The sequence below is a fragment of the Bradyrhizobium sp. USDA3516 genome (assembly GCF_057651995.1).
The window spans coordinates 137,514-153,670 of sequence record NZ_JBYGYN010000006.1 but is presented as its reverse complement, the minus strand read 5'-3'; the positions used below and the strand labels follow the sequence as shown (position 1 = coordinate 153,670).

Sequence of the window (16,157 nt, the reverse complement as noted above, 5' to 3'; positions counted from 1 at the left end):
CTTGGACCGACTTGGGCCTCATTCCTGAGGCCGCCCCGGCAGTAGCGGCACCGCGTCGATCCACACCGCCGCCGACCGGCACCAGATCTGCCGCGCCGGCCGCAGCGCATGCCGCTGGCGGATCGAGCCCCAACGGATGCCCCAATCATCGACCTGGTCGCCCTCGCCGCTGGTGAACAGCGGGGAACCGCAGTCGCCGCAAAAATGCTGGAAGCGCATCCGGCCGTTGTCGCCGCGCTTGCCGTAGATTTTGGGCGTACCGCGGGTCAGGCGGACATCGGCCTGGGTGCAGATCGCCGTCACCCGGAACGGCGAGCCGGTCAGCGTCTGGCAATCGGTGCAGTGACAGACCGAGACCGCCTCCGGATCGACCTCGGCTTGATAAGTGATCGCCCCGCAATGGCATTGCCCGTCGATCTGCATGGCCTCCTCCCTTCCCCAAACAAAAACGGCGCCAGAAGGCGCCGTTTTATCATCATTTTCGAGCCGCACACTCAGTGAGCGGTCAGGCCCCCGGCGGCTTCGTCACCGTCGGGCTTCACCGTCACCTTGGTGTCCTCTTCCCAGACGATCGGCACCGGCTTCTTCACCAGCGCCTTGGCGACGACGTCGTCGAGGCGCGAGACCGGGATGATCTCCATGCCGCCCTTGATCGCATCGGAAATCTCCGTGAGATCCTTGGCGTTGTCCTCGGGGATCAGCACCGTCTTGATGCCGCCGCGGGCCGCAGCCAGCAGCTTCTCCTTCAGGCCGCCGATCGGCAGCACGCGGCCGCGCAGCGTGATCTCGCCGGTCATCGCGACATCATGGCGGACCGGAATGCCGGTCATGACCGAAATGATCGCGGTGGCCATCGCAACGCCCGCGGACGGACCATCCTTCGGCGTCGCACCCTCCGGCACGTGCACGTGGATGTCGCGCTTGTCGAACAGCGGCGGCTCGACGCCGTAATTGATCGCGCGCGAGCGGACATAGGACGCCGCCGCGGAGATCGACTCCTTCATGACGTCGCGCAGATTGCCCGTGACCGTCATCTTGCCCTTGCCGGGCATCATGACGCCTTCGATCGTCAGCAGCTCACCGCCGACATCGGTCCAGGCAAGGCCGGTGACGATGCCGACCTGCGGCTCGCTCTCGATCTCGCCGAAGCGGTACTTCGGCACGCCGAGCAGCTCTTCCAGAGTCTTCTCGGTGACCTTAACCGACTTCTTCTTGGAGATCATCAGCTCCTTCACCGCCTTGCGGGCCAGTGTGGAGAGCTCACGCTCCAAATTGCGCACGCCCGCTTCGCGGGTGTAGCGGCGGATCAGAAGCAGCAGCGCCTCGTCGTCGATCGAGAACTCCTTGGAGTCCAGGCCATGCTTGGACACCGCGTTCGGGATCAGGTGCTTGCGCGAGATCTCGACCTTCTCGTTCTCGGTGTAGCCCGCGATCCGGATGATCTCCATGCGGTCCATCAGCGGCCCCGGAATATTGAGCGTATTCGCGGTGGTGATGAACATCACGTTGGACAGATCGTAGTCGACTTCGAGATAGTGGTCGTTGAAGGTCCCGTTCTGCTCGGGGTCGAGCACCTCGAGCAGCGCCGAGGACGGATCGCCGCGGAAATCGGCGCCCATCTTGTCGATCTCGTCCAACAGGAACAGCGGATTGGACGACTTCGCCTTGCGCATCGACTGGATGATCTTGCCGGGCATCGAGCCGATATAGGTGCGGCGGTGACCGCGGATCTCGGCCTCGTCGCGCACGCCGCCGAGCGAGACGCGCACGAATTCGCGCCCCGTCGCCTTCGCGATCGACTTGCCGAGCGAGGTCTTGCCGACGCCGGGAGGACCGACGAGGCACAGGATCGGCCCGGTCAGCTTGTTGGCGCGCGACTGCACCGCGAGGTACTCGACGATGCGCTCCTTGACCTTCTCGAGACCGTAATGATCGGAGTCCAGGATGGCTTGCGCCTGCTCCAGGTCCTTCTTCACCTTCGATTTCTTGTTCCACGGGATCGACAGCAGCCAATCCAGATAGTTGCGCACGACGGTCGCTTCCGCGGACATCGGCGACATCTGGCGCAGCTTCTTCAACTCGTGCTGCGCCTTCTCGCGCGCTTCCTTAGAGAGCTTGGTCTTGGAGATCTTCTCTTCGAGATCGGCGAGCTCGTCGCGACCGTCGTCGTCGCCGAGTTCCTTCTGGATCGCCTTCATCTGCTCGTTGAGATAGTACTCGCGCTGGGTCTTCTCCATCTGGCGCTTGACGCGGGAACGGATACGCTTCTCGACCTGCAGCACCGATATCTCGCTCTCCATCAGGCCCAGCACCTTCTCCAGGCGCGTGGTGACAGACAGCGTCTCCAGGATGCCCTGGCGATCGGCGATCTTGACCGCGAGATGCGAAGCAACCGTGTCGGCGAGCTTGGCGAAATCGGTGATCGCCTGCACGACGCCGACGACCTCGGCCGAGATCTTCTTGTTGAGCTTCACATAGCTCTCGAAGTCGGACACGACCGAGCGCGCCAGCGCTTCGGCCTCGACCGATTTCGCATCGGTGTCGGCAAGCGCGACGGCGGTCGCCTCATAATAATCGGCACGATCGGTGTACTTCGCCACGCGCGCACGCTCGAGCCCTTCGACCAGCACCTTCACGGTGCCGTCGGGAAGCTTCAGGAGCTGCAGCACGCTGGCAAGCGTACCGGTCTCGTAAATGGCATCGGGCGCCGGATCATCGTCGGACGCGTTCTTCTGCGTCGCGAGCATGATCAGCGCGTCGTTCTTCATCACCTCTTCGAGCGCGCGGATCGACTTCTCGCGGCCGACGAAGAGCGGCACGATCATGTGCGGGAAGACGACGATGTCGCGCAACGGCAGCACGGGATAGGCGTGCGCTTCGCCATGAACGATGGTTGGCCGGGGTTTTGGATTGGTCATGGCCTTTTCCTTTTGCTTTGCCCCCTTGCACGCAGCCCGCCGATCAAGCGCAACCGCCACAAGGTGCCGAGGTGATCCGCAGAACCGGTCGGTCCTCTACGGGTTGGACCGGCACGCCGGAACGGAACAGAGGCGAATCTTGAAGAGAATTTTCGCTCGCCGCCGACATTAGGTGGCTATCGACCCGGGGGGTGTCAAGTCATTGAAAAACGCGCGCCATCAGGCGCTTACGCAACGCGATAAGCGACGCCACACCGGCTGCGGAAATACCAGTTCCGCAGCCCACTTTGAGGAGACGATTGGAGCGTTCCAGCGCCGTCGAATCAGGCGCTGGCGTTCTCGACGGCGCGATCGGACCGATCGGCGTAGATGTAGAGCGGACGTGCCGTTCCTTCCACGACTTCGCGGGAAATCACGACCTCTTCCACACCTTCCAGGCCCGGCAGGTCGAACATTGTCTCGAGCAGGATCGCCTCGAGGATCGAACGCAGGCCTCGCGCGCCGGTCTTGCGCTCGATCGCCTTGCGGGCGACCGCGCCAAGCGCCTCGTCGGCGAAGGTCAGCTCGATGTTCTCCATCTCGAACAGCCGCTGGTACTGTTTCACCAGCGCGTTCTTCGGCTCCGTCAGGATCTTCTTCAGCGAGGTCTCGTCGAGATCCTCGAGCGTCGCCACGACCGGCAGACGACCGACGAACTCGGGGATGAGGCCGTACTTCAGGAGGTCCTCAGGCTCGACGTGACGGAAGATCTCGCCGGTCCGGCGATCCTCCGGCGCGAGCACCTGGGCGCCGAACCCGATCGAGGTCGACCGTCCGCGCGCCGAGATGATCTTCTCGAGGCCGGCGAAAGCGCCGCCGCAGATGAACAGGATGTTGGTGGTATCCACCTGCAGGAACTCCTGCTGCGGATGCTTGCGGCCGCCCTGCGGCGGGACCGAAGCCACCGTACCTTCCATGATCTTGAGCAGCGCCTGCTGCACGCCCTCACCCGACACGTCGCGCGTGATCGAGGGGTTGTCGGACTTGCGGCTGATCTTGTCGATTTCGTCGATGTAGACGATGCCGCGCTGGGCGCGCTCGACGTTGTAGTCGGCGGCCTGGAGCAGCTTCAGGATGATGTTCTCGACGTCCTCGCCGACATAGCCGGCTTCAGTCAGCGTCGTCGCATCGGCCATCGTGAACGGCACGTCGAGGATGCGGGCGAGCGTCTGCGCGAGCAGCGTCTTGCCCGAGCCGGTCGGACCGATCAGCAGGATGTTCGACTTCGCGAGTTCGACGTCGTTGTGCTTGGTCTGATGGTTGAGGCGCTTGTAGTGATTGTGCACCGCGACCGACAGGACCTTCTTCGCATGGCTCTGGCCGATGACGTAATCGTCCAGCACCTTGCAGATTTCCTTCGGCGTCGGAATACCGTCGCGCGACTTGACCAGCGAGGATTTATTCTCCTCGCGGATGATGTCCATGCAGAGCTCGACGCACTCGTCGCAGATGAAGACCGTGGGACCCGCGATCAGTTTGCGGACTTCGTGCTGGCTCTTGCCGCAGAACGAGCAATATAGCGTGTTCTTGGAGTCGCTCGTGCCGACCTTACTCATTCATGTCTCCGTCCGCGGTTCGATCCCGTTCCGCTCGATCGCTCCATTCCGACACGATGGTCGGTATGAAGCTTAAGTAGAGCAAATTCCGTACCAAAAAAGACCCTACGCTTTACTACATCCCGTGCGAATCACGGTCGTTCGATTCTCCCGCGATCATAGCCGATCAATCGTAGCCAACCATGCTGTCACCCGACTATCAAGAATTCGCTAATCGGGGGTCGCTGGCTACCCGTGACAATACCGTGATTTCCGGTCTTGGCACGGGCGAAGTGATCGAAAACACCCCGGCGTTGCTGGATTGCCACGAAAAACAAGCACGAAAGCGGAACTTTCTGCTCGTCGCAGGGCGCAAAACCGCGTTTTGCACCGCGCGCACGCGCACCTAACGTGAACGCAGCCCTGAAGGGTCCACGACAAACCGAGGGATCGTCGTGACGCTCCGGTAGTGCTACGGGGCTTTCGCCTGCGCGGGCTCCTCGGCGCGCTTGTCGATCACCTTGTCGACCAGGCCGAACTCCTTGGCATCGTTCGCGGTCAGGAACTTGTCGCGTTCCAGCGCATCCTCGATCGACTTGTAGGTCTGGCCGGTGTGCTTGACGTAGATCTCGTTGAGCCGCTTCTTCAGGTTCAGGATTTCCTGGGCATGCAGCATGATGTCGGTGGCCTGGCCCTGGAAGCCGCCGGAGGGCTGGTGCACCATGATGCGCGCGTTCGGCAGCGAGAAGCGCATGTCCTTCTCGCCGGCGCAAAGCAGCAGCGAGCCCATCGACGCCGCCTGACCGGTGCACAGGGTCGAGACCGGCGGGCGGATGAACTGCATGGTGTCGTAGATCGCCAGACCCGACGTCACCACGCCGCCCGGCGAGTTGATGTACATCGAGATTTCCTTCTTCGGATTTTCCGCCTCGAGGAACAAGAGCTGCGCGACGATCAGCGTCGACATGCCGTCCTCGACCGGGCCGGTCACGAAGATGATGCGCTCCTTCAAGAGGCGCGAGAAAATGTCGTAGGCGCGCTCGCCACGGTTGGTCTGCTCGACCACCATGGGCACGAGGTTCATGTAGGTTTCAACCGGATCGCGCATGAGTCACCTAGGGTTTTCGGAGACGGACATCGCCGGGCAGGGTTGCCGGTTTGGCTGGACTTGCCGGAGGCGAATGGACGTCCTGTGATGCAGGAACTTGGGTAAGAAGCAGAAGGCGTAGCGACAGATATAGCCCAATTCGCTTCTGACAAGTGCGGAGCGCATTAAGGCTTAATCCGTGACGGCAGTTGAAGCTGATTCGGACAAAGAGGCCCAGCCGGCCACCTGGCTAGCTGGGCCTCTTTGCTCATCATCCTTAATAGCGGACGATCTCAAACCCTTCAGGCCGCGGTCTTTTCCGCGTCGTCGTCCTTGTAGAGGTCCTCGCGCGAGACCTTCTTCTCGGTCACGTTGGCAAGCTCGAGGATGAAGTCGACCACCTTGTCCTCATAGATCGGCGCACGAAGCTGGGCCAGCGCCTGGGCGTTGTTGCGGTAGAAGTCCCAGACCTCCTTCTCGCGGCCGGGCATCGAGCGCGCGCGCTCGATCACGGCGCGCCCGACCTCGTCGTCGGTCACGGTGATCTTGTTCTTCTCGCCGATCTCGGAGAGCACGAGGCCAAGCCGCACGCGGCGATCGGCGATCTTGCGATACTCCTCCTTGGCCTTGTCCTCGGTGGTGTCCTCGTCGGCAAAGGTCTTGCCGGCGGAGTCCATCTCGGCCTTGACCGAGTTCCACATCAGGCTGAACTCCTCGTCCACCAGCGAGGGCGGCGCCTCGAAGCGATGCGCCTCGTCGAGGCGGTCGAGCAGCGCGCGCTTGACGCGCTGGCGCGTGGCGGTCGCGAACTCGGCGACCAGGCGCTCGCGTGCGGCTTCCTTCAGCTTGTCCAGCGATTCCAGGCCGAGCGACTTGGCGAACTCGTCGTCGATCGCAAGGTCCTGCGGCGCCTCGATCAGCGTCGCGGTGGTCTCGAACTCGGCCGGCTGCCCGGCGAGCTTGTCGTTCATGTAGTTCTTCGGGAACGACACCTTCAGCGTGCGCGTCTCACCCGCGCCGATGCCGATGAGCTGCTCCTCGAAGCCCGGGATGAACGTGTTGGAGCCGATCGAGACCTGGATGCCTTCGCCGGTGCCGCCTTCGAAGACTTCGCCGTTGATGCGGCCCGTGAAGTTGATGGTGACGCGGTCGCCCGACGCGGCCTTGGCGCCCTCGCCCTTGTCGGCATAGGTGCGGTTGGAATCGGCGATGCGCTTGATCGCCTCGTCGACGTCGGCGTCGGTGACCTCGGCAACGGGCTTCTCGACCTGGAAGCTCTTGAAGTCGGCGAGCGCGATCGCCGGCACGACTTCGATGGCCACCGTGTAGGTCAGATCCGTCTTGCCGCTCAGCAGCTCCTCGACGTCCTTCTGCTCCGTCGGCATGGTGATTTTCGGCTCGGTCGCGAGACGGAAGCCGCGCTCGGAGAACAGCTGCGTGTTGGTGTCGCGGATAGTCTGGTCGATGGTCTCGGCCATCACCGAGCGGCCATAGACCTTCTTCAGGTGCGAGACCGGCACCTTGCCCGGACGAAAGCCGTTGATGCGGACCTTGTCCTTGAGGTCGACGAGCTTGGCGCCGGCCTTGGCGTCGAGATCAGACGCGGGAACGCTGATCTTGAACTCGTGCTTCAAACCTTCCGAGAGGGTTTCTGTGACCTGCATGGCGTCCAATCTTCTTTTCGTTCGGCCCCGGCACGTCGCGCGTCGGGACGCTATCGTTAATCGATCCGGCGCAAGGCAATCGCCTCCACGCCGGTGGTTCATCGGACCCGCTTCCTGACGGACGATCATCCGCGCGGAAGCAGGCCTCGTAATCCGTGCAAACGCGATAAGCGCTTGGTGCGGGCGGAGGGACTCGAACCCCCACAACTTTCGTCACTGGAACCTAAATCCAGCGCGTCTACCAGTTCCGCCACGCCCGCGTGAATTTGCATCAAGACCGGCCGCGATGCCGCGGGCGGCCGGGCTTATAGCATGTGCCTGACTGTTCGCAGCAAAAAAATGGCCTGATGGAGGCAGGCTTCAAGTAGGCACTGCGGCTGGACTTATCCAGCACGGCGTGGTCCGGATCGTGCCCATGACAACCCGGATCCATGCCCCCCATCGGCGCGAGGTTTTGGCAGGCATGGCGGCCTCGGCAGCCGGGCTGATCCTGGGCGGCGCAAGCCCCAGCGTGACGGCCCAGCTCGCGCTGCAGGCGAGGCCGGCAACGCTGGCTTTGAGACCGGGTCAGCCGGCTACGCCGATCTGGGAGCTGGCCGCCGTAAGCCATCTCCGGGGCGTCCGCCTGAGGCGTGGGGACCGTTGCAAGTTGGTGTTTCGGAACGACCTACCTGTGCCGCTTGCGCCAGTCTGGTACGGCCTCGGCGGCGGGGCTCCTTCCGACCCGCTCCGGGGACGCGCGCCCGCGCCGCCAGATACCGTTGAAACGTCAATCATTTCAATCCCTAATGCCGGAACCTTGTTGGCCGACTTCAGCCTGTTCGAGGACAGCCTGAAGCAGCCCGCGCGTCCGCTTCCGATCATCGCGGCTGAGACCAGCCCGGTCGCCGCCGATCGTGACGAGGTTCTGCTGATCGAGGAATGGCGCCTGCAGCCGGATGGCACCGCAGTTCCGCCGGGCCAAGACCCGAAGGACGCGAAGCCGCTCCATACAATCAACGGACAGACCTCATTCGATCTCTCAGCCTCGGCCGGCCAGCGGCTGCGACTGCGCATCATCAACGGCTCGCAACGCTCTGTTCTCGCAATTAAATTAGAAAATCACGAAGTTCACGTCATGGCCTTGGATGGCCAGCCGGCCGAGCCGTTTCCGGCCCGCAACGGCGCCCTCGTCCTTGCTCCCGGCGCGCGGGCCGACGCCTTCGTGGATGTCGAGGCTTCGGCTCCCTTCCTGCTGCATGACGGCAAGGAGGCGCGCCAGATCGGAACCCTTTCGGTCTCCGGCGGAATCCGGCGGCGCGCGGAGCTGCCGCCGCTACAACCTCTGCCCGCGAACGATCTGCCCGACCGCCTCGACCTGAAAGGCGCCCTGCGGTTCGATGTCGCGCTCGGCGCCGCCGATTCCGGCTGGGTTCGGCCCGCGACCTTCTACACCGCCTCCGCCCCCGCCTTTCGCGCCAAGACCGGCCGCACCGTGGTGCTGGCGCTGCAGAACCCCGCCCCCATCGCCACCGTGTTTCACCTGCACGGCCACCATTTCCGCCTGCTGGACAAGCTCGACGACGGCTGGAAACCCTACTGGCTCGACACGCTCGCGATCGAGCCCGGCCAGACCCAGCGCATCGCCTTCGCGGCGACCTCGCCCGGACGCTGGCTGATCGAATCCGTCGCAACCCACTGGGCCGCGCCGCGCCTGGTGCGCTGGTATGGGGTGGAGTGAACGTTCAGTATTGGATGCCCAGCGCGTCATAGATCCGCCGGTGCACGGCCGGCAGCGTCTCGGTGAGGTCCTCCGCGATCAGGCCCGGCCCAGCTTCGCTTCCCGCCTCGCCGTGCATCCAGACGCCGATGCTGGCGGCCTCGAACGGTGGCACGCCTTGCGCCAGGAGGCCCGCGATGATCCCGGACAGCACGTCGCCGGCACCGGCGGTGGCGAGCCAGGGCGGCGCGTTGGCGGCGATGGTGGCGCGGCCGTCAGGGGCGGCGATTGTGGTGTCCGGGCCCTTCAGCAGCACGACGGCGCCGCAGCGCTCGGCGGCGGCGCGCACGCGCTCGAGCTTGGAGCGGCCGGGATGCTTGTTGCTGAGGTCGGAGAACAGGCGCGGAAACTCGCCTTCGTGCGGGGTCAGCACCACCGCATTGTCCTGAGAGGACTTGATCGACTCGAACAGGTGCTCGGGGGTCGCGGCAAAGCTCGTCAGCGTGTCCGCGTCCAGCACCAGATGCCGCTGCGCGGCAAGCGCGGTGTGGACCATATCGCAGGTGCGTTCGCCTATGCCGGCGCCGGGACCGATGATGCAGGTGTTGTAGCGCTTGTCGCCGAGCAGCTCGCCAAACTCGACCGCGGTATCGACGGGGCGCACCATCACCGCGGTGAGCGCGGCAGCATTGATCGCGAGCGCATCGCGCGGGCTCGCCAGCGTCACGAGGCCCGCGCCGGCGCGCAGCGCGCCGCGCGCGGCGAGCCGTGCCGCGCCGGTCGCGGCTGCGTCGCCCGAGACCGTGAGCACGTGACCGCGCGCGTATTTATGGCCGTCGATGCGCGGCACCGGAAACGCCGCGCCCCAGACATCCGGATCGTTCTCGAAGGTCTGCGGCGCGATCTCCTCCAGGACCTGCGCATCGATGCCGATGTCGGCAACCCGCACCCGGCCGCAATGCATGCGCCCCGGCAGCAGCAGGTGCGCCGGCTTCTTGCGGAAGAAGGTGACGGTCTCGGTGGCGTTCACCGCCACGCCCATCACGGCCGCGCTGGTGCCGTTGATCCCACTCGGCAAATCGACCGCCAGCACCGGAGCACCGTTGGCGTTGATCGCCTCGATCATGGCGCGCGCTTCGCCATCGACGGGACGGCTGAGACCCGCGCCGAACAGCGCATCGATGATCAGCGCGGGCCTGCCGATCGCCTGCGGATTGAACGGCAGCACCGGGTGCTTCCAGCCGCGCGCGGCGGAGGCGGCATCGCCCTGGAGCTGGTCGCGCTCGCACATCAGGATCACCGAGACCTCACGCCCCTGCGCGGCGAGCTCGGCGGCGGCGACGAAACCGTCCCCGCCATTGTTGCCGGGGCCGGCCACGATCAGGATCGGCCCCTCCTCCACCAGCGCATGGGCGGCCTCGGCGACCGCCTGGCCCGCGCTCAGCATCAGCTTGAAACCGGGCGTGCCGGCCGCAATGGCGAGCTGGTCGGCGCGCTGCATTTCGGCGTTGCTCAGAACTTCCATGCCACTTCCTAGTACAAACGCCTCTTGAACAGGCATCTTTGGCGCCGATTCGGCGGCGAGAACGTCGAACTGCGCACATATTGAACCGTTTGCCTATTTCGCAGTCTTCGGTATTTTGTGCAGGTCGCCACCATCACTCAGAGATGCTCGTAAAAGGCTGATAACGCTCCAATAATCAGGGCATTTGCAACTTGGCATAGACCCTGCTTTCGAGGAAGCCGCTTCGGTTCGTCGTGCTCACTGACATCTTGAAGGGTGTGGCCGGCCGTCGCTGCCGGACGGGTCAGGGATCCCGGCACAGGAAGACAAGATCGTGCGTTGAGAAATGCGCGTCCTGACGAAGACGTTGCTATTGGATCGAGAGGCCGGGAGACGCGCAGTGAAGAAAATCGAAGCCATCATCAAGCCATTCAAGCTCGACGAGGTGAAGGAAGCGCTTCAGGAAGTCGGTCTCCAGGGCATCACCGTCACCGAGGCCAAGGGCTTTGGCCGGCAGAAGGGCCACGCCGAACTTTACCGCGGCGCAGAATACATCGTCGACTTCCTGCCCAAGGTCAAAATCGAAATCGTGATCGGCGACGACCTGGTCGAGCGCGCCATCGACGCGATCCGCCGCGCCGCGCAGACCGGCCGCATCGGCGACGGCAAGATCTTCGTCTCCAACATCGAAGAGGCGATCCGCATCCGAACCGGCGAATCCGGGCTGGACGCTATCTGAGCCGGGTGCTATCCCGCATTTTGCGACACTCTGACAAGAAATAAGGCTGCTTCGGCGGCCTGATTTCGTTTGTGCGGTCGCGCGCGAACTCGCCAAAAGCGAGAACAATCTTGCTCACCTGGAAACCGACCCGCAGAGCCATAAGGGGTATGCATGAAGACCGCCAAAGACGTCCTGAAATCGATCAAGGACAACGACGTCAAGTACGTCGACCTGCGCTTCACCGATCCGCGCGGCAAGTGGCAGCACGTCACGTTCGACGTCAGCATGATCGATGAAGACATCTTCGCCGAAGGGACGATGTTCGACGGCTCCTCGATCGCCGGCTGGAAGGCGATCAACGAGTCCGACATGTGCCTGATGCCCGATCCGGTGACCGCGACGATCGACCCGTTCTTCGCCGAGACCACCATGGTCATCACCTGCGACGTGCTCGAGCCGACCACCGGGGAACCCTACAACCGCGACCCCCGCGGCATTGCCAAGAAGGCCGAGGCGATGGTGAAGTCGATGGGCGTGGGCGACGCGGTGTTCGTCGGCCCCGAAGCCGAGTTCTTCGTGTTCGACGACGTGCGCTTCTCCTCCACCCCCTACAACACCGGCTTCCGCCTCGACTCCTCGGAGCTGCCGACCAACTCCGACACCGAATATGAGGGCGGCAATCTCGGCCACCGCGTCCGCACCAAGGGCGGCTATTTCCCGGTGCCGCCGCAGGACTCCGTGCAGGACATGCGCTCGGAGATGCTGGGCGCCATGGCCAAGATGGGCGTCAAGGTCGAGAAGCATCACCACGAGGTCGCTTCCGCCCAGCACGAGCTCGGCATGAAGTTCGACACGCTGACGCTGATGGCCGACCACATCCAGATCTACAAGTACTGCATCCACCAGGTCGCGCACATCTACGGCAAGACCGCCACCTTCATGCCGAAGCCGGTCTACGGCGACAACGGCTCGGGCATGCACGTGCACCAGTCGATCTGGAAGGACGGCAAGCCGGTGTTCGCCGGCAACAAGTACGCCGACCTGTCGGAGACCTGCCTCCATTATATCGGCGGCATCATCAAGCACGCCAAGGCGATCAACGCCTTCACCAACCCGTCGACCAACTCCTACAAGCGTCTGGTCCCGGGCTATGAGGCCCCCGTGCTGCTCGCCTATTCCGCGCGCAACCGCTCGGCCTCCTGCCGCATCCCCTACACCGCTTCGCCGAAGGCCAAGCGCGTCGAGGTGCGCTTCCCCGATCCGCTCGCCAATCCCTATCTCGGCTTCGCCGCGATGCTGATGGCCGGCCTCGATGGCATCAAGAACAAGATCGATCCGGGTCCGGCGATGGACAAGGACCTCTACGACCTGCCGAAGGAAGAGCTGAAGCAGATTCCGACCGTGTGCGGCAGCTTGCGCGAGGCGCTCGAAAACCTCGACAAGGACCGCGCCTTCCTCAAGGCCGGCGGCGTGTTCGACGACGACTTCATCGACGCCTATATCGAGCTGAAGATGACCGAGGTCGAGCGCTTCGAGATGACCCCGCACCCGGTCGAGTTCGACATGTACTATTCGGGCTGATCCGCCCGAACTGTCTGCGACAAGCAAAAGGCGCTTCCGAAAGGAGGCGCCTTTTCGTTTTAGGTCATGCCGAAATCGAGCCAGCCAAGCTGAAACGGGGGCGAGATCAGACCACTGCCGGAGGGGCGTCTACGGTTTGACGATGGTAGCAAGACCTTGCACCGCGCGGGCCCATCAGCTTTCGTTCTGCATCTGACTCCAGTTCGTTCTCAAAGAACAAATCAGAGCCGCGAAAATCGGCTCGGAGCAATTCCTACCGATTGGTTTATCGCGATCAGAATTTCGAAGGCACCATGATTGCATAGCGCGAGTCGCGAGCACGCAACGTCAGGCCTCGGGCAAAAACCGCCGCGAGATCGTCGACGCGTTTGCAAGTTGAGCTGAGAACCGGAGAATGCGAGCAATGCCGCGTATTCCGTCATTGCGAGCGCAGCGAAGCAATCCAGACTGCGTTCGCGGGAAGCTCCTGGATTGCTTCGTCGCAAGGGCTCCTCGCAATGACGGCGCGAAGAGAGCGCGCGCCGCGCCCGCGTGGCCTACGCCGCCGCCTTCTGCCTTGTCACCATCGCCTCGCCGAAGGCTTCGAACAGCTTGCGGTTGTTCGGATTGTGCTGCGGGTCGTACTCCGCGTGCCATTGCACGCCGAGTGCAAAGCTCGCAGCTTCCGCGATGCGGATCGCCTCGATGGTGCCGTCCTCGGCGATGCCCTCGATCAGCACGCGCTTGCCGGGCTCGAGAATGCCCTGTCCGTGCAGCGAATTCACCCGGATCTTCTCGCAGCCGAGAATCCTGGCGAAGGCACCGCCGGGTGTCAGCTCGACGTCGTGGCGGTCGGCGAACACCACGGTCGGATCGGGATGGATCTCACCGTTCTCGAGCCGGGGCATGCGGTGGTTCATGCGGCCGGGGATCTCGCGGATCTCGGGATGCAGCGAGCCGCCGAAGGCGACGTTCATCTCCTGCAGGCCGCGGCAGATGCCGAACAGCGGGATGCCGCGGGCGACGCAGGCGACCGAGAGCGCCAGCGCGACCTCGTCGCGGTGGATGTCGTAGGGCTCGTGCTTCTCACAAGGGTCGACGTTGAAGCGGGTCGGATGAACGTTGGCGCGAGCCCCGGTCAGGATGATGCCGTCCACGGTATCGAGCAGCGCCGGGATATCTGTGATGTCGGGGGCTCCAGCGAACATCAGCGGCAAGCCGCCGGAGACATCGGCCACGGCGCGCAGATTTCGCTCGCCAACCATCTGGACCTGAAATCGATTCTCGACGCGATGGGAATTCCCGATCACGCCGACGACCGGCTTTCTCATCTGTCGTTCCGCGCCTCCCGATAAGAAGATTCTCCAAACATGCCCCTGCGATGGAACAAATTCAACAGAGGGGATCGCGGGACGGCAATGCTATTTTCGCGCAAATGCCTCCCGGGCGTCCAACCCGCCCTCCACGGGCAGACCGGCGGCCTTCAGCGCGATTGCCGCCGTCTCGCCCGGCGCGGCCAGCCAGGGAAGTCTGGCCTCCAGCCCGCGTGTCACGGGCTCGCCCAGCGCGCCTCCGAAGTCGATCGGCCAGAGCCCGTTGGGTACCACCTCGGCGAAGAAGCCGCGGATCGCATAGCCCTCGCCCAGGATTGCCGCTGCATTGTCGCTGGCGACACGTCGCGCGGTGCTGGGATCCCTGAGATCGCCGAAGCTCACGAGCACGGGGATGAGCTCCCCTTGCACCGGGACAATGCCGGTCTGCCGGCTCATGTCCTTGAACGACACCCGGCTGCCGCGCGCGATGCCATAGGCGCGGAGCGCCACATAATTGATGTCGTCGAGGTCGAGCTTGGCGCCCTGCTGATGCGCCAGCAAGACCATGATGTTCTTGTCTTGGTTCTTGTCTTGGCCGAGATCGACGAACACGGCCTCCCCGCGCGTCGTCGTGCGGCCGCTGCGGTTATAGTTGCGATCGGGCACGACAGCCAGAATGCCCGACCCGGTCTTGATCCCGGCGGGCGTCGTCACCTCGACCGTCAGGCGGTATTTATGGTCCGGCCGGTTGATCCGGATCTGGTCGCCACCGACGAGCAAAGCCAACAGCCCGAGCAGACCGGCCCACTTGCTGATAACGCCCAAGCGCCCCCCTCACTTCCTTGTCGTCACCGCTCTGCACCGTTCGCGTGGCAGCGTCAAACCGGCGCGTTGCCGCCCTTGATCGGAGGCGCGTTTGTCGAAAGAGTGCCCCCATTGCAGCCACCAAAGACAGGATACGATGTGACCTTTTCCGCAGATGAACGATCCCGCTCCCGTTCCGACCTCGCGCGGGATCAGGCCTGGGCAATCGCGGTCGGAGGCATCGGCGTCGTGCTGTTCACCGCGCTGCTCGCCTTCACCTGGTATTTTGCGGCCACCCTGCTGCTGATCTTCACCGGCATGCTGCTCGGCCTCGGTCTCAACGCGCTGGTCAATGCGCTCGGCCGCCGGGTCCAGCTGCCTCACACGATCCGGCTTGCAATCGTCTGCGTCGCGCTCGCTTTGCTGCTCGCGGGCGTCGCCTATATCGGCGGCGCCACCATTGCCGAGCAGGCCTCGCTGCTGAGCAAGACCATCAAGTCGCAGATCACCAATGTCAGGTCCCTGCTCGAGAGCCACGGCATCGACACCAGCTTCTTCGATCTCGGCAACGCTGCATCGGACTCCGCGGCCAACGCGGCCTCGGAGACGACGCCTGCGCCGGCAGCGCCTTCGCGCGCTCCGCTGCCCAGTGCCGGCACGCTCGCCTCCAGCGGCGGGGCGATCGTGAGCCAGACCCTCAAGCTGCTGCTCGGCACCATTCACGGCGTCGGCAACATCTTCATCGTGCTGTTCCTGGGCCTGGCGTTCGCCGCCCAGCCCAAGGTCTACCATGACGGCCTGCTGTTCCTGGCGCCGGCGCGGCACCGCACCCGTGTCGCCCTGGTCATCGACCGTATCGCTGAAACGCTCGAGCGCTGGCTGATCGCCCAGATCATCGTCATGATCGCGGTCGGTGCCGTTACCTGGATCGGACTCGCCCTCATCGGCATCCCCAGCGCGTTCATCCTGGGGATTCAGGCGGGCCTGCTCGCTTTCATCCCGACGGTGGGAGCCATCATCGCCGGCGTCATCGTGGTGCTGGCGAGCCTCGCCTCGGGCTGGATCCCGGCTTTGTCGGCGTTTCTGCTGTTCATGGGCGTGCACGCCATGGAAAGCTACGTGCTGACGCCGATCCTGCAGCGGCAGGCACTCGACATCCCGCCGGCCACGCTGTTCGCGTTCCAGATCCTGCTCGGCGTCGTGTTCGGCATCTGGGGCCTGGCGCTGGCGCTCCCGCTGGTCGCCATCGCAAAGGTCATGATCGACCATGTCAAGACATATGAGGCGCCGCCGCTGGCGGAGGCGGCTTAGAG

At 64.0% G+C, this 16,157-nt stretch carries 13 protein-coding genes and 1 tRNA gene; 5 read left to right on the top strand and 9 right to left on the bottom strand.

Annotated features, from left to right (window positions below; all coding sequences use genetic code 11):
* Positions 1–18 precede the first annotated feature (18 nt).
* The 3 genes from AC24YW_RS20175 to clpX all read right to left on the bottom strand — a co-directional run bounded on the left by AC24YW_RS20175 (position 19) and on the right by clpX (position 4,513).
* Positions 19–423, bottom strand: a complete 405-nt coding sequence (locus AC24YW_RS20175; protein ID WP_487484359.1) for a GFA family protein — start codon at positions 421–423, stop codon at positions 19–21.
* Between the two features lie 71 nt (positions 424–494).
* Entirely contained in the window at positions 495–2,918 is a 2,424-nt protein-coding gene (gene lon, locus AC24YW_RS20170) for an endopeptidase La (RefSeq protein WP_172783507.1), read from the bottom strand.
* A gap of 323 nt (positions 2,919–3,241) precedes the next feature.
* Positions 3,242–4,513, bottom strand: a complete 1,272-nt coding sequence (gene clpX / locus AC24YW_RS20165; protein ID WP_008547851.1) for an ATP-dependent Clp protease ATP-binding subunit ClpX — start codon at positions 4,511–4,513, stop codon at positions 3,242–3,244.
* A 182-nt stretch (positions 4,514–4,695) separates the two neighbouring features.
* On the opposite strand from clpX, the gene AC24YW_RS20160 reads away from it, so the two are divergent.
* Entirely contained in the window at positions 4,696–4,902 is a 207-nt protein-coding gene (locus AC24YW_RS20160; RefSeq protein WP_487484358.1) for a hypothetical protein, read from the top strand.
* A gap of 62 nt (positions 4,903–4,964) precedes the next feature.
* Here the strand turns inward: AC24YW_RS20160 and AC24YW_RS20155 are convergent, their stop codons facing one another.
* From AC24YW_RS20155 to AC24YW_RS20145, 3 genes are all read right to left on the bottom strand, one after another.
* A complete protein-coding gene (locus AC24YW_RS20155) occupies positions 4,965–5,600 on the bottom strand; it encodes an ATP-dependent Clp protease proteolytic subunit (protein ID WP_061877822.1) in 636 nt (211 codons plus the stop codon).
* Between the two features lie 281 nt (positions 5,601–5,881).
* Complete coding sequence (gene tig, locus AC24YW_RS20150) at positions 5,882–7,243, bottom strand: trigger factor (RefSeq protein WP_487484357.1); 1,362 nt, start codon at positions 7,241–7,243, stop codon at positions 5,882–5,884.
* A 175-nt stretch (positions 7,244–7,418) separates the two neighbouring features.
* A tRNA-Leu gene (locus AC24YW_RS20145) sits at positions 7,419–7,503 on the bottom strand.
* A 155-nt stretch (positions 7,504–7,658) separates the two neighbouring features.
* Between AC24YW_RS20145 and AC24YW_RS20140 the strand changes: the two genes are divergently transcribed.
* On the top strand, positions 7,659–8,963 hold the full coding sequence (locus AC24YW_RS20140; RefSeq protein WP_487484356.1) for a multicopper oxidase family protein: 1,305 nt from the start codon (positions 7,659–7,661) through the stop codon (positions 8,961–8,963).
* A 4-nt stretch (positions 8,964–8,967) separates the two neighbouring features.
* On the opposite strand, the gene AC24YW_RS20135 is transcribed toward AC24YW_RS20140, so the two are convergent.
* Positions 8,968–10,467 (bottom strand): NAD(P)H-hydrate dehydratase, encoded by a 1,500-nt coding sequence (locus AC24YW_RS20135; protein ID WP_487484355.1) that lies wholly within the window; start codon positions 10,465–10,467, stop codon positions 8,968–8,970.
* Between the two features lie 379 nt (positions 10,468–10,846).
* On the opposite strand from AC24YW_RS20135, the gene AC24YW_RS20130 reads away from it, so the two are divergent.
* Together AC24YW_RS20130 and glnA are read left to right on the top strand one after the other, a co-directional pair.
* Positions 10,847–11,185, top strand: a complete 339-nt coding sequence (locus AC24YW_RS20130; RefSeq protein WP_007603495.1) for a P-II family nitrogen regulator — start codon at positions 10,847–10,849, stop codon at positions 11,183–11,185.
* A 153-nt stretch (positions 11,186–11,338) separates the two neighbouring features.
* Positions 11,339–12,748, top strand: a complete 1,410-nt coding sequence (gene glnA, locus AC24YW_RS20125; RefSeq protein ID WP_487484354.1) for a type I glutamate--ammonia ligase — start codon at positions 11,339–11,341, stop codon at positions 12,746–12,748.
* A gap of 536 nt (positions 12,749–13,284) precedes the next feature.
* On the opposite strand, the gene AC24YW_RS20120 is transcribed toward glnA, so the two are convergent.
* On the bottom strand, positions 13,285–14,058 hold the full coding sequence (locus tag AC24YW_RS20120; protein WP_487484353.1) for a gamma-glutamyl-gamma-aminobutyrate hydrolase family protein: 774 nt from the start codon (positions 14,056–14,058) through the stop codon (positions 13,285–13,287).
* Between the two features lie 90 nt (positions 14,059–14,148).
* A complete protein-coding gene (locus AC24YW_RS20115) occupies positions 14,149–14,865 on the bottom strand; it encodes a hypothetical protein (protein ID WP_487484352.1) in 717 nt (238 codons plus the stop codon).
* Between the two features lie 138 nt (positions 14,866–15,003).
* On the opposite strand from AC24YW_RS20115, the gene AC24YW_RS20110 reads away from it, so the two are divergent.
* Complete coding sequence (locus AC24YW_RS20110; protein ID WP_487484351.1) at positions 15,004–16,155, top strand: AI-2E family transporter; 1,152 nt, start codon at positions 15,004–15,006, stop codon at positions 16,153–16,155.
* The last annotated feature ends 2 nt before the right edge of the window (positions 16,156–16,157 follow it).

Coding starts and splice junctions, on each gene's coding strand:
- lon (WP_172783507.1), bottom strand. CDS start 2,918: ATGACCAATCCAAAACCCCGGCCAACCATCGTTCATGGCGAAGCGCAC.
- AC24YW_RS20160 (WP_487484358.1), top strand. CDS start 4,696: ATGCTGTCACCCGACTATCAAGAATTCGCTAATCGGGGGTCGCTGGCT.
- AC24YW_RS20140 (WP_487484356.1), top strand. CDS start 7,659: ATGACAACCCGGATCCATGCCCCCCATCGGCGCGAGGTTTTGGCAGGC.
- tig (WP_487484357.1), bottom strand. CDS start 7,243: ATGCAGGTCACAGAAACCCTCTCGGAAGGTTTGAAGCACGAGTTCAAG.
- AC24YW_RS20135 (WP_487484355.1), bottom strand. CDS start 10,467: ATGGAAGTTCTGAGCAACGCCGAAATGCAGCGCGCCGACCAGCTCGCC.
- glnA (WP_487484354.1), top strand. CDS start 11,339: ATGAAGACCGCCAAAGACGTCCTGAAATCGATCAAGGACAACGACGTC.
- clpX (WP_008547851.1), bottom strand. CDS start 4,513: ATGAGTAAGGTCGGCACGAGCGACTCCAAGAACACGCTATATTGCTCG.
- AC24YW_RS20175 (WP_487484359.1), bottom strand. CDS start 423: ATGCAGATCGACGGGCAATGCCATTGCGGGGCGATCACTTATCAAGCC.
- AC24YW_RS20120 (WP_487484353.1), bottom strand. CDS start 14,058: ATGAGAAAGCCGGTCGTCGGCGTGATCGGGAATTCCCATCGCGTCGAG.
- AC24YW_RS20155 (WP_061877822.1), bottom strand. CDS start 5,600: ATGCGCGATCCGGTTGAAACCTACATGAACCTCGTGCCCATGGTGGTC.